Annotated in this window: 21 protein-coding genes and 1 pseudogene; 15 read left to right on the plus strand and 7 right to left on the minus strand. The window is 55.9% G+C overall.

The window, feature by feature from the left end; all coding sequences use genetic code 11:
- Positions 1 to 5: 5 nt before the first annotated feature.
- Complete coding sequence (ansA, locus tag JZ655_RS08675; protein ID WP_040076047.1) at positions 6 to 1,022, minus strand: asparaginase; 1,017 nt, start codon at positions 1,020 to 1,022, stop codon at positions 6 to 8.
- Positions 1,023 to 1,080: 58 nt separating this feature from the next.
- The gene (gene sppA / locus JZ655_RS08680) at positions 1,081 to 2,937 is read right to left on the minus strand and encodes a signal peptide peptidase SppA (protein ID WP_207293564.1); all 1,857 of its coding nucleotides are present in this window, start codon (positions 2,935 to 2,937) and stop codon (positions 1,081 to 1,083) included.
- 162 nt (positions 2,938 to 3,099) lie between these two features.
- Between sppA and JZ655_RS08685 the strand changes: the two genes are divergently transcribed.
- The 3 genes from JZ655_RS08685 to JZ655_RS08695 all read left to right on the plus strand — a co-directional run bounded on the left by JZ655_RS08685 (position 3,100) and on the right by JZ655_RS08695 (position 6,723).
- Positions 3,100 to 3,651 carry an NAD(P)H nitroreductase gene (locus JZ655_RS08685; RefSeq protein ID WP_207293565.1) on the plus strand — a complete coding sequence of 184 codons (552 nt, stop codon included), beginning with the start codon at positions 3,100 to 3,102 and terminating at the stop codon, positions 3,649 to 3,651.
- 116 nt (positions 3,652 to 3,767) lie between these two features.
- Positions 3,768 to 4,811, plus strand: a complete 1,044-nt coding sequence (gene selD / locus JZ655_RS08690) for a selenide, water dikinase SelD (protein ID WP_046885890.1) — start codon at positions 3,768 to 3,770, stop codon at positions 4,809 to 4,811.
- 4 nt (positions 4,812 to 4,815) lie between these two features.
- Positions 4,816 to 6,723 (plus strand): DNA topoisomerase III, encoded by a 1,908-nt coding sequence (locus JZ655_RS08695; RefSeq protein ID WP_207293566.1) that lies wholly within the window; start codon positions 4,816 to 4,818, stop codon positions 6,721 to 6,723.
- A 57-nt stretch (positions 6,724 to 6,780) separates the two neighbouring features.
- On the opposite strand, the gene gdhA is transcribed toward JZ655_RS08695, so the two are convergent.
- Positions 6,781 to 8,124, minus strand: a complete 1,344-nt coding sequence (gene gdhA / locus JZ655_RS08700) for an NADP-specific glutamate dehydrogenase (RefSeq protein WP_046885892.1) — start codon at positions 8,122 to 8,124, stop codon at positions 6,781 to 6,783.
- A 248-nt stretch (positions 8,125 to 8,372) separates the two neighbouring features.
- On the opposite strand from gdhA, the gene JZ655_RS08705 reads away from it, so the two are divergent.
- On the plus strand, positions 8,373 to 8,636 hold the full coding sequence (locus tag JZ655_RS08705; protein WP_414671878.1) for a YnjH family protein: 264 nt from the start codon (positions 8,373 to 8,375) through the stop codon (positions 8,634 to 8,636).
- Here JZ655_RS08705 and JZ655_RS08710 read toward each other — a convergent pair.
- Positions 8,596 to 9,015: a pyrimidine (deoxy)nucleoside triphosphate diphosphatase gene (locus tag JZ655_RS08710; protein ID WP_207293567.1), complete on the minus strand. Its 420-nt coding sequence runs from the start codon at positions 9,013 to 9,015 to the stop codon at positions 8,596 to 8,598. The genes JZ655_RS08705 and JZ655_RS08710 overlap by 41 nt on opposite strands.
- A gap of 10 nt (positions 9,016 to 9,025) precedes the next feature.
- Positions 9,026 to 9,832: an exodeoxyribonuclease III gene (gene xthA, locus JZ655_RS08715; protein WP_207293568.1), complete on the minus strand. Its 807-nt coding sequence runs from the start codon at positions 9,830 to 9,832 to the stop codon at positions 9,026 to 9,028.
- Between the two features lie 444 nt (positions 9,833 to 10,276).
- Here xthA and astC point away from each other — a divergent pair, with 444 nt between their 5' ends.
- The 7 genes and pseudogenes from astC to ves all read left to right on the plus strand — a co-directional run bounded on the left by astC (position 10,277) and on the right by ves (position 17,980).
- Entirely contained in the window at positions 10,277 to 11,497 is a 1,221-nt protein-coding gene (astC, locus tag JZ655_RS08720) for a succinylornithine/acetylornithine transaminase (RefSeq protein ID WP_040076038.1), read from the plus strand.
- Positions 11,494 to 12,528: an arginine N-succinyltransferase gene (astA, locus tag JZ655_RS08725; RefSeq protein WP_040076037.1), complete on the plus strand. Its 1,035-nt coding sequence runs from the start codon at positions 11,494 to 11,496 to the stop codon at positions 12,526 to 12,528. The genes astC and astA overlap by 4 nt, the downstream gene beginning before the upstream one ends.
- A complete protein-coding gene (astD, locus tag JZ655_RS08730; RefSeq protein WP_207293569.1) occupies positions 12,525 to 14,012 on the plus strand; it encodes a succinylglutamate-semialdehyde dehydrogenase in 1,488 nt (495 codons plus the stop codon). Before astA ends, astD begins: the two co-directional genes overlap by 4 nt.
- Positions 13,999 to 15,324 (plus strand): N-succinylarginine dihydrolase, encoded by a 1,326-nt coding sequence (astB, locus tag JZ655_RS08735; RefSeq protein ID WP_207293570.1) that lies wholly within the window; start codon positions 13,999 to 14,001, stop codon positions 15,322 to 15,324. Before astD ends, astB begins: the two co-directional genes overlap by 14 nt.
- Before the next feature lie 10 nt (positions 15,325 to 15,334).
- Positions 15,335 to 16,300: a succinylglutamate desuccinylase gene (gene astE / locus JZ655_RS08740; RefSeq protein WP_207293571.1), complete on the plus strand. Its 966-nt coding sequence runs from the start codon at positions 15,335 to 15,337 to the stop codon at positions 16,298 to 16,300.
- 338 nt (positions 16,301 to 16,638) lie between these two features.
- A complete protein-coding gene (gene spy / locus JZ655_RS08745; protein WP_207293572.1) occupies positions 16,639 to 17,127 on the plus strand; it encodes an ATP-independent periplasmic protein-refolding chaperone Spy in 489 nt (162 codons plus the stop codon).
- A 294-nt stretch (positions 17,128 to 17,421) separates the two neighbouring features.
- A pseudogene (gene ves / locus JZ655_RS08750) lies at positions 17,422 to 17,980 on the plus strand (environmental stress-induced protein Ves).
- Here the strand turns inward: ves and cho are convergent.
- Together cho and nadE are read right to left on the minus strand one after the other, a co-directional pair.
- Complete coding sequence (gene cho / locus JZ655_RS08755; protein ID WP_207293573.1) at positions 17,958 to 18,836, minus strand: excinuclease Cho; 879 nt, start codon at positions 18,834 to 18,836, stop codon at positions 17,958 to 17,960. The pseudogene ves and the gene cho sit on opposite strands and share 23 nt — an antisense overlap.
- A gap of 85 nt (positions 18,837 to 18,921) precedes the next feature.
- On the minus strand, positions 18,922 to 19,749 hold the full coding sequence (gene nadE, locus JZ655_RS08760) for an ammonia-dependent NAD(+) synthetase (RefSeq protein ID WP_207293574.1): 828 nt from the start codon (positions 19,747 to 19,749) through the stop codon (positions 18,922 to 18,924).
- 231 nt (positions 19,750 to 19,980) lie between these two features.
- On the opposite strand from nadE, the gene osmE reads away from it, so the two are divergent.
- The 4 genes from osmE to chbA all read left to right on the plus strand — a co-directional run bounded on the left by osmE (position 19,981) and on the right by chbA (position 22,745).
- Positions 19,981 to 20,325 carry an osmotically-inducible lipoprotein OsmE gene (osmE, locus tag JZ655_RS08765; protein ID WP_040076027.1) on the plus strand — a complete coding sequence of 115 codons (345 nt, stop codon included), beginning with the start codon at positions 19,981 to 19,983 and terminating at the stop codon, positions 20,323 to 20,325.
- Between the two features lie 269 nt (positions 20,326 to 20,594).
- Positions 20,595 to 20,912, plus strand: coding sequence for a PTS N,N'-diacetylchitobiose transporter subunit IIB (gene chbB / locus JZ655_RS08770; protein ID WP_040076026.1), 318 nt, complete (start codon positions 20,595 to 20,597; stop codon positions 20,910 to 20,912).
- 82 nt (positions 20,913 to 20,994) lie between these two features.
- Positions 20,995 to 22,353 (plus strand): PTS N,N'-diacetylchitobiose transporter subunit IIC, encoded by a 1,359-nt coding sequence (gene chbC / locus JZ655_RS08775; protein WP_207293575.1) that lies wholly within the window; start codon positions 20,995 to 20,997, stop codon positions 22,351 to 22,353.
- A 44-nt stretch (positions 22,354 to 22,397) separates the two neighbouring features.
- The gene (chbA, locus tag JZ655_RS08780) at positions 22,398 to 22,745 is read left to right on the plus strand and encodes a PTS N,N'-diacetylchitobiose transporter subunit IIA (protein ID WP_207293576.1); all 348 of its coding nucleotides are present in this window, start codon (positions 22,398 to 22,400) and stop codon (positions 22,743 to 22,745) included.

Here is a 22,745-nt window from a genome sequence, read left to right on the forward strand (position 1 = left end):
CGACTCTATTCGTCTGGCGTCAGTTCGCCGCGCAGGTTCTGCATCATGGCGAGACGTATGGCGTGGATATCCAGATCCTGGCTCAGAAGGTAGTGCAATTTGGTAAGGGTGGCTTCCACCGTCATATCAAAGCCGCTGATCACCCCGGCATGCGCCAGCGCGTTACCCGTGGCGTATCCGCCCATATTGACCTTACCGGACATGCACTGCGTCAAATTCACCACCACAATGCCGCGTTCGCTTGCGGCCTGCAGCTCTTGCAAAAATTCACCATTCTGCGGAGCATTGCCCACCCCGTATGAACGCAGTATTAGCGCTTTCACCGGCTGACGCAGAAAGTTTCGCACCACATCCGCCGAGATCCCCGGGTAGATCGTCACTACGCCAATCGGCTGCGGCGTAATCGGATGGACCACTAGTTCGCCCAGGGTATTTGGCGCAGGCGGGGTACCGAGGCGGCGAATATGAATACCCGCCTCCAGCAGCGGTTGCAGGTTAGGTGAGGCAAACGCATCGAAACCATCCGCGTGGGCTTTGGTGGTGCGGTTACCCCGGAAGAGGCGGTTATTAAAGAACAGCGCGACCTCGTTAATCGGGTAGTTTGCCGCTACGTACAGGGAGTTCAGCAGATTGATCTGCCCGTCAGAGCGCAGCTCGGCCAGCGGGATTTGCGAGCCGGTCACAATCACGGGCTTACCCAGGTTCTCCAGCATAAAAGAGAGCGCCGAGGCGGTAAACGCCATGGTGTCGGTGCCATGCAGGATCACGAAGCCGTCATACAGATCGTAATGAGCTTTAATATCGTCGGCGATATGCTGCCAGTCTTCTGGCGTCATATCGGAGGAGTCCATTAGCGGGTCATACTCGTGAATGGTGAAGTCTGGCATCTCCGGGCGATGAAACTCCGGCATCAGCGCCAGCTGGCGTTGCAGATGACCCGAGACCGGGATGTAACCATTTTCAGAGCGCTGCATACCGATGGTACCGCCGGTATAAGCCACGTAGATCGATTTCTTGTGCATGATGTTGTGTTCTTGGCTTCAAAGAAAAATCCCCTCTTCACGGAAGAGGGGATGAGGATTAACGCACGTTGGCGCAGGTTAGACAGAACGCGTAACGATTTTGTGGATCGTTAAAGGCCGCGAGCTTATCGCTTTCACCTTTTACCACGCTGGCCGCCGAGGCCAGCGGTGCCGGCAGCATCGCCTGTAGCGCCTGCGGCAACATGGCCCGCACCGAGCCTGACATGCTGTTCACGACCACGTCGAAGAACGTAGGTTCGTCCTGATAGTAGTCCACATGCCACTGCTTCAGCTTCGCCAGTTCAGCCGCTTTCGCGACGGCATCGTCGAAATCGCCGAGGCTATCAACCAGACCGTTCTTTTTGGCATCCTGACCGGTCCAGACGTGACCCTGGGCAATCTGATCGATCTGCTCCGGCGTCTTCTTGCGCGAGTCGGCAACCAGCGTAATAAAGCGCTTGTAACCATTCTCAATGCTGAGCTGCATCATCTGCGAGACTTCTGGCGGCAGCGCTTTGGTTACCGCGACATCTGCCAGCGGTGAGGTGGCTACGCCGTCGGTATGCACGCCCAGATAATCCAGGCTGTTCTCCATAGTGTTGATGACCCCGAAGATACCGATAGAGCCGGTCAGGGTGCTCGGGTTCGCCACGATGTAGTTCGCTGGCGTGGAGATCCAGTAACCGCCAGAGGCCGCCATACCACCCATGGATACGACCACCGGTTTACCCGCCGCGCGCGCCGCAGCCAGCTCGGCGCGGATCACCTCAGAAGCGCTGACGCTGCCGCCCGGGCTATTAACCCGCAGAACAATCGCTTTCACTTTTGGATCGAGGCGTGCATCGCGGATCTGCGAAGCGGTAGTATCACCGCCCACGTTACCCGGCGTCTCTTCCCCGTCCATGATGGCGCCGTTAGCAAACACAACCGCAATACTGTCGCCAGCATCGGCCGGTTTGTTCGGCTGGTAATCATAGAAGCTGATGGCGCTGAAGTTTTTGTCCTCTTTGCTCCAGCCAAACTGTTTGGTCAGGGCTTTTTCGATGTCGGCGCTGGAACCGAGCACATCAACCAGTTTGTTATTCAGGGCATATTTCGCCGTGTCGCCATCGACCTTACGCAGGCCATCAAGCACCGCCTGTGCGCCCGGGAAAAGCTGTTCAGGCGTGATCTGGCGGTTAGCGGCCACGGTGCCGAGATAGTTCTGCCACAGTTCGCCAATCCAGCGGCTGTCAGCCTCGCGGGCGGCAGGGGACATATCATCGCGAATAAACGGCTCAACGGCCGATTTATAGGTGCCAACACGGAAGACATGGGTGGTGACTTTCAGCTTATCCAGCAGCGATTTGTAATAAAGGCCATTGGTCGCAAAGCCATGCAGGTCCACGGTACCTTGGGGCGAGAGCCAAATTTTATTGGCGAAACTGGCCAGATAATATTGCCCCTGACTGTAGTTATCGCCCACAGCGATGACCGGTTTGCCGCTGTCGCGGAGCTCGCGTAGCGCTTTACCAATGTACTGCATGGAAGGCTGGTCGGCCCCCGCGAAGTTTCTCAGGTCGAGAACGATCCCGGTGATGTTACGATCTGCTTTCGCCTGACGAATCGCGTCGACGATGTCAAACAGCGAGTTCTCCTGCAGACGATCGCTGCTGGCACCAAACAGCTGGCGACCCAGCACGCCGAGTCGGTTGTTGGTAGATGGTTTATCGACCACCACCCCAGCAATATCCAGCAGCAGCGCACCGCGCGTAGCATGCTGACTTTGACTGGTGCTGCTTATATGCATCCAGACGCCAACGCAAACCATCACCAGCAAGATGAAAAAGAGGTTCATGACCAGCTGACGGACGAAATTCAGCAGCCGCCACGTCCATTTAAAAAATCCGGCAAAAAAACGCCAAAGGGTTCGCATCTCTTCTCCCTGTCCAAAAATTACCCGGCCCGTCGCCATGGACGGGTTGTCGGGCTATCGTAATGACCCAACTGCCTCTTGTCAGCAGGAATCGCCTGCCACGCTGTAACAAAATCTGCTGTCGTGTTAATTTTGAGTAAATCCGTAGACAGGAGTTACCCCATGGATGCACTAGAACTGCTGGTTAACCGCCGCAGCGCCTCGCGCCTTACTGAGCCCGCTCCCGCTGGTGAGCAGCTGGAAAATATCCTTCGCGCAGCCTTGCGCGCGCCCGATCACGGTACGTTACAGCCGTGGCACTTCTTTATCATAGAAGGTGAAGGCCGCACGCGTTTCAGCGCGCTGCTGGAAAAGGGGGCTATTGCCGCTGAGCAGGATGAAAAAGCGATCGAGAAAGTGCGAAATGCGCCATTCCGCGCGCCGATGATCATCGCCGTGGTCGCCAAATGTCAGCCGAATCACAAAGTTCCCGTCTGGGAGCAGGAGATGTCCGCCGGATGCGCGGTCATGGCAATGCAGATGTCTGCCCTCGCGCAGGGCTTTAATGGTATCTGGCGCAGCGGGGCATTAACCGACAGCCCGGTGGTACGGGATGCGCTTGATTGCAGAACAGAAGATAAAATCGTCGGTTTCCTCTATCTCGGTACGCCGCAGTTAAAAGCGTCCACCACCGTCTCAGTGCCCGATACCTCGCCGTTCGTCACCCGCTTCTGACGACCTGGGCTAAACTGTCTGGATTCTGTGCAAGTGCACCAGAATTCAGACACCCATACTTACCCCGTAATGGAATGAGCGTTAACATAACGCAATTGCAATGACAGGAGATGTCCATGAGCGAGCAAACCATTCGTTTAACGCAATACAGCCACGGAGCCGGTTGCGGTTGTAAAATTTCCCCCAAAGTGCTGGAGACCATTCTTCACAGCGAGCAGGCGAAGTTTGTCGACCCGAACCTGCTTGTTGGCAACGAAACCCGTGACGACGCCGCCGTTTACGATTTAGGCAACGGGACCAGCATCATTAGCACCACCGATTTCTTTATGCCGATTGTCGACAACCCGTACGACTTTGGCCGCATCGCCGCCACCAACGCCATCAGCGATATCTTCGCGATGGGGGGTAAACCCATTATGGCGATTGCCATTCTTGGCTGGCCCATTAATACCCTGGCACCGGAAATTGCCCGCGAGGTGATTGAGGGCGGGCGTTTTGCTTGCCAGCAGGCGGGCATTGCGCTGGCAGGCGGCCACTCTATCGACGCACCAGAGCCTATCTTTGGCCTGGCGGTGACCGGCGTGGTGCCCACCGAACGCGTTAAACGCAACAGTACCGCCGAGCCCGGCTGCAAACTCTATCTGACCAAGCCGCTGGGGATTGGCGTGCTCACCACCGCGGAGAAGAAATCTCTGCTCAAGCCTGAACATAAAGGCCTGGCGGCGGAAGTGATGTGTCAGATGAACCTCGCCGGGGCGGCTTTTGCCAACATTGATGGTGTGAAGGCGATGACGGATGTCACCGGCTTTGGCCTGCTTGGCCACCTGAGCGAGGTGTGTCAGGGAGCGGGCGTGCAGGCGCAACTCTGGTATCAGGATGTGCCGAAACTGCCGGGTGTCGAAGCATATATTGCCCAGGGGGCGGTGCCGGGTGGCACCCAGCGCAACTTTGCCAGCTACGGTCATCTGATGGGCGAGATGCCCGCCGAGTGGCGTGATCTGCTGTGCGATCCGCAAACCTCTGGCGGTCTGCTGCTGGCGGTAACGCCAGAGGCCGAAGCCGAAGTGAAAGCCACCGCCGCGGAATACGGCATCAACCTGAGCGCCATCGGCGAACTGGTCACGGCTCGTGGTGGACGGCCAATGATCGAGATCCAGTAATTCGATGCGGTTATTTATTGCCGAAAAACCGAGTCTCGGTCGCGCCATCGCCGATGTGTTGCCTAAACCGCACCGCAAAGGCGATGGTTTTATTGAGTGTGGTAATGGGCAGGTGGTGACCTGGTGTATCGGCCACCTGCTGGAGCAGGCGCAGCCCGATGCCTACGACAGCCGTTATGCGCGCTGGAATCTTAACGACCTGCCCATCGTGCCGGAAAAATGGCAGCTTCAGCCGCGCCCGTCGGTAACTAAACAGCTCAATGTGATTAAGCGCTTCTTGCACGATGCGGCGGAAATCATTCACGCCGGTGACCCGGACAGGGAAGGGCAGTTGCTGGTGGATGAGGTGCTGGACTACCTGCAACTGGCACCAGAAAAGCGTCAGCAGGTGCAGCGCTGTCTGATTAACGATCTCAACCCGCAGGCGGTCGAGCGCGCCATCTCGCGACTGCGTGCCAATAGCGAGTTTGTACCGCTCTGCGTCTCGGCGCTGGCCCGGGCGCGCGCCGACTGGCTGTACGGCATTAATATGACCCGCGCCTACACCATTCTTGGGCGCAATGCAGGCTATCAGGGCGTGCTCTCCGTGGGCCGCGTCCAGACGCCGGTCCTGGGGCTGGTGGTGCGTCGTGACGAAGAGATCGAAAACTTCGTTGCCAAAGATTTCTTTGAAGTGAAAGCGCATATCGTTACCCCGAAAGAGGAGCGCTTTACCGCGACCTGGCAACCCAGCGAAGCCTGCGAACCCTATCAGGATGAAGAGGGGCGTTTGCTTCATCGTCCGCTCGCAGATCACGTCGTGAACCGTATCGGCGGGCAACCGGCGGTCGTGACCAGCTATAACGATAAACGGGAATCAGAACCGGCACCGCTGCCGTTTTCGCTCTCTGCGCTGCAGATTGAAGCGGCGAAACGCTTTGGCCTGAGCGCGCAAAACGTGCTCGATATCTGCCAGAAGTTGTACGAAACCCTTAAATTGATAACTTATCCGCGTTCTGACAGCCGATACCTGCCCGAGGAGCATTTTGCCGGGCGGCACGCAGTGATGAACGCCATCAGCGCGCATGCGCCGGAGTTATCAGGCCAGCCTGTCGTTAACGCAGATACCCGCAACCGCTGCTGGGATGACAAAAAAGTCGATGCCCACCACGCCATTATTCCGACGGCGCGCAGTAGCAAGGTCACGCTGACGGACAACGAAGCGAAAGTGTACAACCTGATTGCCCGCCAGTATCTGATGCAGTTCTGCCCTGATGCGGTATTCCGCAAGTGCGTCATTGAGCTGGAGATCGCAAAAGGCAAATTCGTGGCCAAAGCGCGTTTCCTGGCCGAAGCCGGATGGCGGACGCTGCTGGGCAATAAAGAGCGCGATGAAGAGAACGACGGTACGCCGCTGCCGGTGGTGGCAAAAGAGGACGAACTGCTCTGTGAGAAAGGCGAAGTGGTTGAGCGGCAGACGCAGCCGCCGCGTCACTTTACCGATGCGACGTTGCTCTCGGCCATGACCGGTATTGCCCGCTTTGTGCAGGACAAAGATCTGAAGAAGATCCTGCGCGCGACGGATGGATTAGGCACCGAAGCTACCCGCGCCGGGATCATCGAGCTGCTGTTCAAACGGGGTTTTTTTATCAAGAAAGGGCGCTACATTCACTCCACCGATCCAGGACGGGCGCTGATCCACTCGCTGCCTGAACTGGCCGCACGGCCGGATATGACAGCCCACTGGGAATCGGTACTGACACAAATCAGTGAGAAGCAGTGCCGTTATCAGGACTTTATGCAGCCGCTGGTGGGCACCCTGTTTGATTTGATTAACCAGGCGAAGAGTACCCCGGTCAGGCAGTTCAGGGGGATGTCAGCGCCAGGTGGCGGTAATAAGAAACCCTTTAAAAAAAAGCGCAGCGCAGCATAAAAAAAGCCCGGTGAGGTAACCTGCACCGGGCTTTTAACGTCTGCCATTTTAGAGAATTTAAATCACTCCCTGGCCCATCATCGCATCGGCGACCTTTACGAACCCGGCGATATTTGCCCCGCGTACGTAGTTGGTCTGTTTCTCTTCACCGCCGTACTCGACGCAGGCGTGGTGAATATCCAGCATGATGTGGTGCAGGCGCGCATCCACTTTTTCGGCTTTCCAGCCCATCCGCGCGGCGTTCTGCGCCATCTCAAGACCTGACGTCGCCACGCCGCCGGCGTTAGCCGCTTTACCCGGCGCGAAGAGCACACCCGCCTCCAGGAACAGATCGGTCGCTTCGATGGTGGTGGGCATATTGGCCCCTTCCGCTACCGCTTTCACGCCGTTTGCCACCAGCTGACGCGCGGCATCGATATCCAGTTCATTCTGGGTGGCGCAGGGCAGGGCGATATCCACCGGCACGGCCCATGGCTGTTTGCCCTCAAGATAGGTCAGCCCAAATTCGCGGGCATAGTCGGCCACGCGGCCATCGCGGCTGGCTTTAATTTCGCAAAGACGTGCCAGCTTCTCGGCAGTAAAACCGGCTTCATCAACTACGGTGCCGCTGGAGTCAGAGGCGGTGATGACCCGTGCGCCAAACTCCATCGCTTTCTCAATGGCATACTGAGCCACGTTCCCCGAGCCAGAGACCGCCACGCGCATCCCTTCAAAGCTCAGACCATGGCGCTGTAACATCGCCTGGGTGAAATAGACCAGACCATAGCCGGTGGCTTCCGGACGGATCAGGCTGCCGCCGAAGGAGAGACCTTTACCGGTAAACACGCAGGCGCTGTTATTGGAGAGTTTTTTCATCATCCCGGCCATAAAGCCCACTTCGCGTCCGCCTACGCCGATATCCCCGGCCGGTACGTCGGTGTCCGGCCCCAGGTGACGATAAAGTTCAGTCATCAGCGCCTGGCAGAATCGCATGACCTCACCTTCACTTTTGCCTTTCGGATCGAAATCACTGCCACCTTTACCGCCGCCCATCGGCAGGGTGGTGAGGGCGTTTTTAAAGGTTTGTTCAAAACCGAGGAACTTAAGAATGGAGAGGTTAACGGAGGGATGGAATCGCATGCCGCCCTTAAACGGACCAATTGCCGAGTTGAACTGTACACGCCACGCACGGTTAACCTGTACCTGATTGCGGTCATCCACCCAGACCACGCGGAACTGAATTACGCGCTCAGGCTCAACCAGACGCTCCAGCAGGGACATCTGACGATAGCGTGGGTTCTGTTCAAGGAACGGCCACAGGGTGGTCATCACTTCGCGAACGGCCTGCGAAAACTCACTCTGATGCGGGTCGCGCTGTTGAACAGTATTCAGAAACGATTCCAGAGAGCATACCTGGTCCATAAGTATAAGTTCCTCTTATAAATAGAATTATTATCTTTTTGACGGTTTTATCTGTGATGTGTTGTGGTTTTCGACTATATCACTCGTACCAGTTTGTAACGCAAGTGAAAATTTCCCCATCCAGGGAAATTCATCATCCGCCCCGGGTCATAATAAAAAACGATGATGGAAAGGGTTAAAGCTTGCGGGTGACTGTCCGTTATAGTGTTAAGAGGACAAGACAGGATGAAACGTCTATGAATCGATTAATGATTGCCGCCATGCTCGGGCTTTTCTCTCTCAGCAGTTATGCCGAGCAACGTCTGCGCCCGGATATCGACGTGAACGTACCGCCGGAAGTGTTCAGCTCTGGTGGGCAGCGGGCGCAGCCGTGCAACATGTGTTGTATCTATCAGGATCAGAACTATTCGGAGGGGGCGGTGGTTCGCGCTGACGGGGTATTGTTACAGTGTCAGCGCGACGAACGGACAATCAGTACGAATCCACTGGTGTGGCGTCGTGTGAAAGAATAAAGGCTTCCAGCAGCGGGACATCCGCGGGCGCAAGGTTGTAAGTCAACGCCTGCCGTGGGGTACACCATACCAGTTGGGTGTGATAGTGCGCCACCGGGGTGCCGCTAAAGTGCGGCACGTGCCAGGCGTGCAGGTGGATCAGCCGGCGGGAGACTTCCCGCTGGTGGCTGGCAACATAGTCGCCTGGCTGAACCTCAATGGCGAGTTCCTCACGCAGCTCGCGAATCAGAGCCTCTTGCTGCGTTTCACCCGGTTCCACTTTGCCCCCGGCCAGTTCCCACATTCCCGCCTGATCGGCATGCTCTGGCCGCTGGGCCAGCAAAATCTGGCCATCCCGTTCGAGGATGGCGCAGACGACGTCAATTGTTTTGACCTTCATCGCGGTGAGCTTAGAGATCAAACTTCGCCCAGACCGGCGCATGGTCAGACGGTTTTTCCATGCCGCGGATGGCGTAATCAATCCCGGTGTCGATACAACGTTCCGCCAGCGGATGGCTTGCCAGCAGCACATCAATGCGCAGCCCGCGGTTGTCATCAAAACCTTTGGAACGGTAGTCGAACCACGAGAAGCGATCCTGGGTTTCCGGGTTGGCGTGGCGGAAAGTGTCTACCAAACCCCAGTCCAGCAGGCGACCCATCCACTCGCGCTCTTCCGGCAGGAAGGAGCATTTACCGGCGCGCAGCCAGCGTTTGCGGCTCTCTTCGCCAATGCCGATATCAAGGTCCGTCGGGCTAATATTGATGTCACCCATGATTAGCACCGGGTTTTCTTTCTGCAGCTCAGTTTCAAGATAACGCTGGAGATCCTGATAGAACTTCTCTTTCGCCGGGAACTTGGTCGGATGGTCGCGGCTTTCGCCCTGTGGGAAATAGCCATTGATAACCGTGATGTTTCCCATCGGCGAAGGCAGTTCTGCCATGATGATGCGGCGTTGCGCCTCACCGTCATCGTCCGGGAAGCCACGACGAACAGAAACTGGCGTCTCTTTGGTCAGCAGCGCCACGCCGTAGTGACCTTTTTGCCCGTGATAAAAGACGTTATAGCCCAGTTTTGCCACCTCTTCGAGGGGGAACATATCGTCGTGAACTTTTGTCTCCTGCAGACCAATGACGTCGGGCTGATGTTGTTCGACGATGGCTGCCAGTTGATGGGGACGGGCGCGCAGGCCGTTGATATTAAATGAGACAAATTTCATAGTCGCTGCCAGTGCAAGGTGAATAGTGCAAGGATGGTAGCAGAATTTAGCGCGACTGACTGCCACCGCAAGGAGGGAAAAACCGATAACGGCGATAGATGTAAATAATGGTGCAAGTTTTGCACTTTTTAGGCGCAGCTTGCCCAATAAAAGCGCGTAAAGAGTTAAGTAATTTCGCGAGGGATCACAATTCCAGAATTATATTTGGCAAATGAATAATATTACTATTTTTCATCCGGCAAACCCGCGCTTGTTGCGAAAATATTCACTATTTATGCAAAAATAATGAATAACGCCTCGACGTAACTTGTTGATTTTACGTTTACACCTCCCTTTTATGCACTTTTATCGCTAGCTGGCACGAACAGTGCAATCTACATTTACAGCGCAAACACTCAAATATTTAACATCTAAATAACCTTTTATTTACCGGATGAGGTCGCTATGTCTCTGTCAATTACGCGTGAAAATTTCGATGAATGGATGATGCCGGTTTATGCGCCGGCGGCTTTTATTCCGGTGCGGGGAGAGGGTTCACGTCTGTGGGATCAGCAGGGTAAAGAGTATATCGACTTTGCCGGCGGGATTGCGGTTAACGCACTGGGCCATGCGCACCCGGCATTGCGTCAGACCCTGAACGAGCAGGCGGCCAGGTTTTGGCATACGGGAAATGGCTACACCAACGAGCCGGCGTTGCGTCTGGCGAAGAAGTTGATCGACGCCACCTTCGCGGAGAAAGTGTTCTTCTGTAACTCGGGGGCCGAAGCCAACGAGGCGGCGCTGAAGCTGGCGCGCAAATATGCCCACGACCACTTTGGCAGCCAGAAAAGCGGGATCGTCGCGTTCAAAAACGCGTTCCATGGCCGCACGCTATTTACCGTCAGTGCCGGCGGGCAGCCCTCTTATTCTCAGGATTTTGCCCCGTTGCCGCCGGACATTCGCCACGGCGTCTATAACGATCTGAACTCAGCCCGGGATCTGATCGACGACATGACCTGCGCGGTGATCGTTGAGCCGATGCAGGGGGAGGGGGGCGTGTTACCGGCAGACAAAGCGTTCCTGCAGGGGTTACGCGAACTCTGCGATCGTCACAACGCGGTGCTGATTTTCGATGAAGTACAGACCGGCGTCGGCCGTACCGGTGAGTTGTATGCCTATATGCACTACGGTGTAACGCCAGATGTACTCTCTACCGCCAAGGCGCTCGGCGGCGGCTTCCCGATTGGGGCGATGCTGACCACCAATAAATTCGCCAGCGTCATGGGCGTGGGGACGCATGGCACAACCTATGGCGGTAACCCGCTGGCTACTGCGGTGGCCGGGCAGGTGCTGGATATTATCAATACGCCAGAGGTGCTGAATGGCGTGAAACAGCGTCATGACTGGTTTGTTGAGCGTCTCACGGCCATCAACAATCAGACCGGCCTCTTTAAGGAGATTCGTGGCCTTGGTCTGCTGATTGGCTGTGTGCTAACGGAGGAGTACGCCGGAAAAGCGAAATTGATTTCACAGGAGGCGGCGAAAGCGGGGGTCATGGTGTTAATTGCCGGGGCCAACGTGGTGCGTTTTGCCCCCGCGCTGATTGTGAGCACCGAAGAGGTGCAAACCGGGTTAGACCGGTTTGCGCAGGCCTGTGAACGCGTGAAGTCCGGGGTGTCATCATGATGGTTATCCGTCCCGTTGAGCGTGAGGATCTCCCTGCGCTCATGCAGCTTGCCGGTAAGACAGGCGGTGGGTTGACCTCGTTGCCGGCCGATGAACAGACGCTGTTGGCGCGTATCGAGCGTGCCATTCAAACCTGGCAAGGGACGGTGCCGAAAGGTGAACAGGGCTATGTCTTTGTGCTGGAAGAGTGCGAAACCGGCACCGTGGCGGGGATCTGCGCCATTGAAGTGGCGGTGGGGCTCAACGATCCCTGGTACAACTACCGCGTAGGTACCCTGGTTCATGCCTCGAAAGAGCTGAACGTCTATAACGCACTGCCGACGCTATTTCTCAGTAACGATCACACCGGCAGCAGTGAACTTTGTACCTTGTTTCTCGATCCCGCCTGGCGCAAGGAGGGCAATGGCTACCTGCTCTCTAAATCGCGTTTTATGTTCATGGCGGCCTTCCGCGATCGCTTCAATGACAAAGTGGTGGCTGAGATGCGCGGCGTGATCGACGAAACGGGTTTCTCTCCGTTCTGGAAAAGCCTCGGCGAGCGCTTCTTTTCCATGGAATTCAGCCGCGCTGACTACCTGTGCGGCACCGGGCAAAAAGCCTTTATCGCTGAGCTGATGCCCAAACACCCGATCTATACCCACTTCCTTAGCGAAGAGGCGCAGGCGGTGATTGGCGAAGTGCATCCGCAAACCGCGCCGGCCCGTGCGGTGCTGGAAAAAGAGGGATTCCGCTACTGTAACTATGTGGACATTTTCGACGGCGGGCCAACGCTCGAGTGCGATATCGATCGGGTGCGCGCGATTCGTAAAAGTCGGCTGGTGGAGGTGGCAGAAGGCCAGCCTGCACCGGGCGAGTGGCCAGCCTGTCTGGTCGCCAACGAACAGTATGACCATTTTCGCGCCACGCTGATTCGCGTGGATCCCGACTGCGAACGTCTGGTGCTCACCGCCGCGCAACTGGATGCCCTGAAATGCCACGCAGGCGACCGTATCCGCATGGTGCGTCTGTGTCCTGAGGAGAAAACAGCATGACTTTATGGATTAACGGCGACTGGGTCACCGGCGCGGGAGAAAAACGCACGAAAACCAATCCGGTTGGACAAGAGACCCTCTGGCAGGGCAACGACGCCAGCCCGGAGCAGGTTGAGCAGGCCTGCCGTGCCGCCCGGGCGGCCTTCCCGGCATGGGCCAGGTTGCCCTTTACCGTGCGCCAAAGCATTGCGGAAAAATTCGCCGGACTACTGGAAGCCAATAAAACTGAACTGACGAGCATCATTGCTCGCGAAACCGGGAAACCGCGCTGGGAAGCGGCCACTGAAATCACGGCGATGATCAATAAAGTGGCCATCTCGGTGAAGGCCTACCATACCCGCACTGGCGAGCAACGCACCGAGATGGCAGACGGCGCGGCAACCCTGCGCCATCGTCCTCATGGGGTGCTGGCGGTGTTCGGCCCCTATAACTTCCCCGGCCACCTGCCGAACGGACACATCGTTCCGGCGCTGTTGGCGGGTAATACCCTGATCTTCAAACCCAGTGAACTGACCCCCTGGACGGGCGAAGCGGTGGTTAAACTGTGGGAGCAAGCCGGTTTGCCGCCGGGCGTGTTGAACCTGGTGCAGGGGGGACGGGAAACGGGCCAGGCGCTGAGCGGTCTTCGCGACGTGGATGGCCTGCTGTTTACGGGCAGCGCCGGCACCGGGTATCAGCTGCACCGTCAGCTGGCAGGACAGCCGGAAAAAATTCTCGCGCTGGAGATGGGCGGCAATAACCCCCTGATCGTTGATGAGCCCGCCGATATTGATGCCGCCGTCCACCTTACCATTCAGTCCGCCTTTATTACGGCGGGCCAGCGCTGTACCTGCGCGCGTCGCCTGCTGGTAAAACGCGGTGCGCAGGGGGATGCGTTTCTGGCGCGCCTGGTAGAGGTATCGTCAACGCTGATACCCGGCGAGTGGGATGCTCTGGATCAACCGTTTATCGGCGGCCTAATCTCTGAGCAGGCAGCTATACAGGTGTATAACGCCTGGCGCGAGCATGTTGCGAAGGGCGGGACCTCGTTACTGGATCCGCGACGGGTAAAAGCGGGTACCTCTTTATTGACGCCAGCTATCGTCGAGATGAGCGGCGTGCAGAGCGTGGCGGATGAAGAGGTCTTTGGCCCCCTGCTGTGCGTCTGGCGTTATGACACCTTCGATGAAGCCATCGCCATGGCTAATGCCACCCGCTATGGCCTGTCGAGCGGGTTGATCTCCCCGGATCGTGAAAAGTTTGACCAGCTGTTGCTGGAAGCCCGGGCCGGGATCGTCAACTGGAACAAACCCCTTACCGGTGCCGCCAGTACCGCGCCGTTTGGCGGCGTGGGTGCCTCTGGCAACCATCGCGCCAGCGCCTGGTACGCCGCAGATTACTGCTCGTGGCCGATGGCGAGCCTAGAAACGGAAACCATCGCGCTGCCAGAGCAGCTCAATCCGGGCCTCGATTTTACACAGGGGAAGCGCCATGAAAGCGCGTGAAGTCAATTTTGACGGCCTGGTCGGGCTGACCCACCACTATGCCGGGCTCTCTTTTGGGAATGAAGCCTCAACCAAACACCGTTTCCAGATCTCAAATCCTCGTCTGGCGGCGAAACAGGGGTTGCTCAAAATGAAAGCCCTGGCTGATGCCGGGTTTCCGCAGGGGGTGATCCCTCCTCATGAGCGGCCAAACGTGGCCGTTTTGCGCCAGCTTGGCTTCAGCGGGACTGACGAGCAGGTCGTAGAGAAAGCCGGCACTTTGTATCCGGATCTGCTCTCCGCCGCCAGTTCAGCGTCGGCGATGTGGGTGGCGAATGCCGCCACCGTGGCGCCCTCTGCCGATACGCTCGACGGCAAAGTGCATCTCACCGTGGCTAACCTCAATAACAAATTCCACCGCGCCACCGAAGCGCGAACCACTGAACAGCTGCTGCGGTCGATTTTCCGCGACAGAACGCACTTTAGCGTTCATGACGCCCTGCCGCAGGTGGCGATGTTTGGAGACGAAGGGGCAGCCAACCATAACCGCCTGGGAGGGGAGTATGGCGAACCGGGTATTCAGCTCTTTGTCTATGGCCGCGATGAATCCGGGCATGCCACTCCGTCACGCTATCCCGCCCGTCAGACCCTGGCGGCGAGCCAGGCGGTGGCCCGGCTGAATCAGGTCAATCCGGGTCAGCTGATTTTCGCCCAGCAAAATCCCGAGGTGATTGACCACGGGGTATTCCATAACGATGTGATTGCCGTCTCCAACCGTCAGGTACTGTTTTGCCACGAGCAGGCGTTTATGGACCAGCAGGCGCTGTTCGGGATCCTTCGCAGCCGCGTGCCGGGCTTTACCCCGCTGGAGGTGCCCACAAAGGCGGTCTCGGTCGCGGATGCCGTGGCCACCTATCTCTTTAACAGCCAGCTTCTGAGTAAAGACGACGGCAGCATGATGCTGGTGCTACCGCAGGAATCGCAACTTCATGCTGGCGTTTGGCATTACCTGAATACCTTGCTGGAAGGGGACAACCCCATCAGCGAATTGCGCGTATTTGACCTTCGCGAAAGCATGGCGAACGGCGGCGGCCCGGCATGCCTGCGGTTGCGGGTCGTCCTCACGCCAGAGCAACAGCAGGCGGTCAACCCGGCGGTGATGATGAATGAGACGTTGTTCAACACACTTAATGACTGGGTGGATCGCTACTATCGCGATCGCTTAACCCAGGCCGATCTGGTTGATCCGCAATTGTTGCGTGAAGGGCGCGAGGCGCTGGATGCCTTAACCCGAATTTTACAGCTCGGTTCGGTCTATCCGTTCCAGCAATAAAGGAGGCGAGATGGAAAACCTGTTGGCCCTGACGCTGGCCGCGGAGTCACCGGCCCAGCATGCGGGCACCGGCCCTTCGTTTCACTGGCGCTGGCTGGCGCCAGGCGTGATGGAATTGACCCCTGAGACACAGAGCACGCGTTCGCTGGTGCTTTCGTCAGGGATCCATGGCAATGAGACGGCACCGGTTGAAATCGTCGATGCCTTACTTAGCGCCCTGTTCCGCGGCGAAATGATGCTGAGCTGTCGTCTGCTGGTGATCTTCGGCCATCCGCAGGCGCTGGTGGCGAATAAGCGCTATCTGGAGTGGGATATCAACCGCATGTTTGGTGGACGCTGGACGCAGTTTCCGCCTGGGGAAGATGCCGCCCGGGCCCAGGTGCTGGAACAGTGTGTAGCTGACTTCTTTGCCGATGCAGGGGATGATCGCTGGCATCTGGATCTGCATACCGCGATCCGCGCCTCTTACCACGTGCGCTTCGGGGTGTTGCCCCAGCGGGACGCCCCCTGGGATGAGGTATTTCTGGGGTGGCTGGGGGATGCAGGGCTAGAGGCGCTGGTGTTCCATCAGACTCCGGGCGGAACCTTTACCCATTTCAGCTGTGAACGCTTTGGTGCGCTGGCCTGTACTTTGGAGCTCGGGAAAGCCCTGCCTTTTGGGCATAACGATCTTCGCCTGTTTGCTGTCACTCAGCAGGCCCTGCAGGCACTATTAAGCGGAAAAACGCCGACCCGGCAGGCAGGCGAGGTGGAGCGCTATCGGGTGGTGCAACAAATCACCCGCCGCAGCGACGCCTTTCGCCTGCATATGGCGGCACATACGCTAAACTTTACCCCGTTTCGTCGGGGCGTGCTGCTGGCGGAAGATGGTGAGGAGCGCTACGAGGTGCAAAAGTCGACCGAGTATGTGCTCTTTCCAAACCCCTCGGTTGCCTTTGGGCTGCGCGCAGGATTAATGCTGGAAAAAATAAGCTGATAACGGCTGCCCCGAAAGGGGCGGTCATTCATCGTTGCGTTTATTTTGATTGATCTTTAATGCGCCAGATTTTTTATACGGATTATTCCTGGATAATTGCTTTATTATTAAACGCCATGCCGCTACACTTCCCCATAATTCCTTTAAAATCATTCATATGATTATTCTTGTTTCATCTCCCCACGGTTTATCCTTATTTCCTTCACAATTGAACAAATATTGTTTTTTACACTTTCACAGTTTTACTGTTGCTCTGATTTATTGACGATAAACCCCGTAAAGTTTATCTCGTCAACACGGCATAGCGCCGAAGAATAACTGAAAGAAAGGACAAGATTATGCGTAAATTAACTGCACTGTTTGTTGCTTCTACCCTGGCTCTGGGCGCTACCAGCATGGCGTTCGCAGCGGATACCGCCACAACGACCGCGGCGCCGACTGAAGGCAAAATGATCCACCATAAAGGCAAGCCGGGCATGCATCACGATATGATGTTTAAAGACCTGAATCTGACCGACGCGCAAAAACAGCAGGTGCGCGACATCATGAAAAGCCAGCGCGACCAGATGAAGCGTCCACCTCTGGAAGAGCGTCGCGCAATGCACGACATCATCGCCAGCGACTCCTTCGATAAAGCGAAAGCAGAAGCGCAGATCGATAAAATGGCCGAGCAGCACAAAGCCCGTATGCTGGCGCACATGGAAACCCAGAATAAGATCTACAACATTCTGACGCCTGAACAGAAAAAACAGTTCAATGCCAATTTTGAGAAGCGTCTGACAGAACGTCGCGCACCAGAAGGTAAAATGCCAGCACCTGCCGAATAATCGGCCCCCTCCTTAAGACCGCCGGCGTCCTGTTCACAAAAGCGAATTCGCTGTGGACAGGTCCGGCGGTTTTTTTCTTTACCGCCCTCTTGTAAGCCGCCAGAAGCGCGGTATTCTCCTGTAACGGCTTGAATGTACTTACACTTATGGCCAGAAATTTTTCCTGACCAGCCTAAAATCTGTAAGCACGCTTGCCGATACTACGTCTGTAGTAAACCAACTAACGATAACAATCAATTCAGCGACCGTGGTAAACGGCCGCTCTGGTGCGTTTTGCGCCATTCAGGAGTGGTGATGGAGTTTTTCGATATCCGTAAAATGCCGGTCAATCTTTGGCGTAATGGCGCCGGAGAGACGCGAGAAATTTGTTGTTTGCCTCCGGCAACCCGTGACTTTACCTGGCGGGCCAGTATCGCGTCCATTGCCGGTAATGGTGAGTTCTCTCTCTTTCCGGGCGTTGACCGGGTCATTACGCTACTGGAAGGGGGGGAGGTCGCTCTCGATGGGGGCCATGCGTTTAACCACAGGCTACGTCGCCATCAACCCTTCAGCTTTGCAGGTGATACGCCGGTAAAAGCGAAGCTCACTGAAGGGCAGATGTCGATGGATTTCAATATTATGACCCGACGTGACCGCTGTCGGGCCAAAGTGCGGGTGGCCGATCGCACCTTTACGACCTTTGCCTCGCGCGGTGGCGTAGTCTTTGTCATCAGCGGCGCATGGCAGATGGGCGACAAGCTTCTGACCGCCGATCAGGGGGCATGGTGGCAGGAAAGGCCGGCATACCCTGCGTTTACTGAAGGACGAAGGCAAGCTGCTGTTTAGCGAAATTATTTGGCTACCCGGTCATTAAGGGGGGTGATCTCATAACTGCCGGAGAGCAGCGGTTTACAGAGGATCTTATACCCATCCTGATCGAACCCCGCAGGCGTGCGGAGCAACTCCGGCGCCTCGTCCAGCGAATTCACTGCGCCCAGCCAGAGCCAGTTGTGGATGATATGATAATGGGTCATCCCCTCTCGCGACTCTTTAAGCGCAATGGCACTGTCCCACGGCCAGCAGGTGACGCCAATGTTTTCCAGCCCCGTCAGCAGCCGTTGCTGATGATCCTCCACGCTCTCTTTGCCGCAGCAGGCACCCGCGCAGCGTTTTAGCGCTGAGCGAAAGCAGGCGCGCCCGCGGGTTAAGGACTCCAGCCCCAACAGGCCGTAACAGAGCTTCTCCGTATCGGCGAGGCTTTGCAGAGTTTGTAACGCCGCACGGCGGTTAGCAAAGAGGCCGTAGAGATTGGGCGTATGGGAGAAATCGACTTCACGGGCATACACCACCTGCGGTTTCCCCTCGCTGATATGCAGCGAGCAGAGCTGCCGGTTGCGGCGCAGCCGTTTATTAAAGAGCGGCTGCTGCTCTTTAATCAGGCGCGCTTCCAGCAGCAGCGCACCGAGTTCACCGGCGGTCTGCGTCCAGCTAATGCGCCGGGACTGACGTAACATCGCGGCCTCTTCCGGGGTACGCAGATGCGACAGGACCCGGCTGCGAATATTGACGCTTTTACCTATGTACAGCGGCATGGCATCGCTCTCGCCATGGAAAAAGTAAACGCCGGGCTGCTTAGGTAACGCTTCCAGCCATGGGCGCAAATGTTCGGGGTATTCATAGATGGCAGCCGCTTCAAATTCGAGACGCGGTGCGGATTGACGCCTGCTCACAACTTACTCCTGATACTGTTCAGGTATACAGTATAGCAGCCTGTCGCTGGTTAAAAAAGAGGCGGCTTACGCCGCCTGCAGGAAATTATCGTTTCCAGAAGTCGTCAAATAGCGTGATAGGTGGGCGACGTTTATGCTCCGTCTTCACATACCAGCCTTCGATAATGCGCGCAGTTCCTTCGTCGAGAACCTTGCCTTCCAGATAATCATCAATATTCTCATAGGTTACACCCAGCGCGGCTTCGTCCGGCAGGGAAGGGCGATCGTCTTCCAGATCGGCGGTTGGGGCTTTTTTGTACAGATGCTCCGGACAGCCCAGTGCGGCCAGCAGCTGTTTACCCTGGCGCTTGTTAAGGCGGAACAGCGGGTTGATGTCCGTGCCGCCATCACCGTATTTGGTGAAGAAACCGGTCAGCGCTTCGGCGGCGTGGTCGGTCCCAACGACGATCCCTTTGGTCATACCGGCAATGCTGTACTGTGCTTTCATTCGCTCGCGGGCCTTTTCGTTACCGCGAACAAAATCGCTTAGCTCAATACCGGCATCGCGCAGCGCTTTTTCACTGGCCAGCACCGATTCTTTAATATTGACGGTCAATACCCGATCCGGCTGGATAAAGTTGAGTGCATCCTGGCAATCCTGTTCATCGAATTGCACGCCATACGGCAGGCGTACCGCGATAAACTGCAGCGTGGCGTCGCCGGTTTCATCACGCAATTCCGTGATGGCCTGCTGACTCAGTTTACCCGCCAGCGTGGAGTCCTGACCGCCGCTGATGCCCAGCACCAGCGTCTTAATGAAGGGGTAGGTTTTCAGATAGGTTTTCATAAAATCGACGCTACGGCGGATTTCATCCTCCGCGTTGATCGTCGGTTTGACCCCGAGCGCTTGAATAATCTCTTGTTGCAGAGCCATTTAGCCCCTCCGTTTCGTGAATTCGCTTAATGAATGATTCGTTAAAATTACCCCGTCAGGCGTAAAACGACAAGGATCCCTGTTATCACTGTGGCAAAAGCACGCGATTTTGCTGCTAATCGCTGTTTTATTAGAATTTTCCTAAAAAGCCGCGCTGGGCTGTCCGGGGTTGAAAAAAGTAATTTTATATTCCAGGCTTATCTAACACGCTGATAAACAAGAGGACGGAATATGAACAAGAACATCGCAGGAATGTTGGGTGCAGCGGCGGTACTGACTATGCTGGCAGGCTGTACGGCGTATGACCGTACAACGGACCAGTTCACACAGCCTGTTGTTAAAGACGTTAAGAAAGGGATGAGCCGTGCGCAGGTTGCGCAGGTAGCCGGCAAACCTTCTTCAGAAGTTTCAATGATTCATGCACGCGGTACTTGCCAGACTTACATCCTGGGTCAACGTAATGGTAAAGCAGAAACTTACTTTGTTGCCCTGGACGATACCGGTCACGTGATCAATTCGGGCTACCAGACCTGTGCGGAATACGATACTGACCCGCAGGCTCCTAAAGCCCAGTAAGGCACTCTCCTTAGCTCTGATACAAACCGGCCACTGCGCCGGTTTTTTTACATCCCGCCGACGCTTAATTCTCCACGCGAATTATTTGCCTGAAATGTGAAGGTAATCATTACGCCAGGTCAATGAGAGACAATTATAAACCTCTTAGGATTATTACCGGCATAGCGGTTGCCGTATACTCATGCCATACCGAAACGTCATCGATACACCGAGGAAAGTGGAGGCTGGCGTTGTCACCCATCGGGTAGCCATATAAGAGGGAAGTTGGGATGGAAAAGAAACACATCTATCTGTTTTGTTCTGCGGGCATGTCAACGTCACTGTTAGTGTCAAAAATGCGTGCGCAGGCGGAGAAGTACGAAGTACCGGTCATCATCGAAGCATTTCCGGAGACCCTGGCAGGCGAGAAGGGCGTTAACGCCGATGTCGTTCTGCTCGGCCCGCAAATTGCTTATATGCTGCCAGAAATCCAGCGTTTATTACCCAATAAGCCGGTAGAAGTGATCGACTCTGCGCTGTACGGCAAAGTTGATGGTTTAGGTGTACTTAAAGCTGCCGTTGCAGCGATTAAAAAAGCTGCAAATTAAAATTTTATTTTTTTCCCGTCAAAGAGCAATTTCACACTCACTTACGCCGCAATTTTATTGCGGCATTTAAGGGTATTTTTCTATGAGTAGAGTCATTGGTGCACTTGAAAAGGTACTCCTTCCTTTTGCAGTTAAAATAGGAAAGCAACCCCATGTCAACGCCATCAAAAACGGTTTTATTAAATTAATGCCGTTAACGCTGGCCGGTGCCATGTTCGTTTTAATTAATAACGTTTTTCTAAGTTTTGGCGATGGCTCATTTTTCTACTCATTAGGTGTTCGGTTAGACCCCTCAACCATTGAAACGTTAAATGGTTTCAAAGCCATCGGCGGCAATGTATATAACGGTACGCTGGGTATTATGTCGCTGATGGCCCCTTTTTTTATTGGGATGGCGCTGGCTGAAGAGCGTAAAGTGGACTCGCTGGCGGCGGGGCTGTTATCTGTTGCTGCCTTTATGACCGTCACGCCCTATAGCGTTGGCGAAGCCTATGCGGTAGGCGCGAACTGGCTGGGTGGCGCCAATATTATCTCCGGTATCGTCATCGGGCTGGTAGTTGCGGAACTCTTTACCTTTATTATTCGTCGTAACTGGGTCATTAGATTACCCGATAGCGTGCCGGCATCGGTGTCACGCTCCTTCTCAGCGCTGATCCCGGGCTTCATCATTCTTTCTATAATGGGCACCCTTGCCTGGGCGTTGTCGCACTGGGGGACGAACTTCCACCAGATCATCATGGATACCATCTCCACGCCGCTGGCATCGATGGGCGGTGTAGTCGGCTGGGCTTACGTTATTTTCACCTCGTTGCTGTGGTTCTTTGGCGTGCATGGCTCGCTGGCGCTGGCGGCTCTCGACAGCGGCATCATGACCCCGTGGGCGCTGGAGAACGTGGCGCTGTATCAGCAGTATGGCTCCGTGGATGCGGCACTGGCAGCCGGGAAAACCTTCCATGTATGGGCGAAACCGATGCTCGACTCCTACATCTTCCTGGGGGGCACCGGTGCTACGCTTGGCCTGATCATTGCGGTCTTTATCACTTCACGCCGCGCTGACCATCGTCAGGTGGCGAAACTGGCGCTGCCATCCGGGATCTTCCAGATTAACGAGCCGATTCTGTTTGGTCTGCCGATCATTATGAACCCGGTGATGTTTATTCCCTTTATTTTGGTTCAGCCGCTGCTAGCGGCCATCACCCTGACCGCCTACTACTTAGGCACTATCCCCCCGGTGACCAATATCGCGCCGTGGACGATGCCCGCTGGTCTGGGTGCGTTCTTCAACACCAACGGCAGCGTAGCGGCCTTCCTGTTGGCGATGTTTAACCTTGGGGTGGCAACCCTGCTTTATATGCCGTTCGTGGCCATTGCCAACAAAGCGCAGACCACCATTGATGAAGAAGAGAGCGAAGAAGAGATCGCCCTCGCACTGAAATTCTGATGTCGACTGGCGCGGGGTAACTCGCGCCTGTAAAGGAGAAGAGCATGTTTGATTTGGATAACGTCGTGGCAGAAGAGGCCGTTGAAAACGATCTGGAAGAGGTGGTGATGAGCCTCATTATCAACTCAGGGCAAGCGCGCAGCCTGGCGTATGCCGCGCTGAAGCAGGCTAAGCAGGGCGATTTTGCCGCTGCGCGTGCGATGATGGACCAGTCCCGCCTGGCGCTGAATGAAGCGCATCTGGTACAAACTAAACTGATTGAAGGCGATCAGGGTGAAGGTAAAATGAAAGTGAGCCTGGTGCTGGTACATGCCCAGGATCATCTGATGACCTCAATGCTTGCCCGCGAGCTGGTCACCGAACTCATCGATCTTCACGAAAAAATTCAGTAA

The sequence above is a fragment of the Leclercia pneumoniae genome (assembly GCF_017348915.1).
Classification (GTDB): domain Bacteria; phylum Pseudomonadota; class Gammaproteobacteria; order Enterobacterales; family Enterobacteriaceae; genus Enterobacter; species Enterobacter pneumoniae.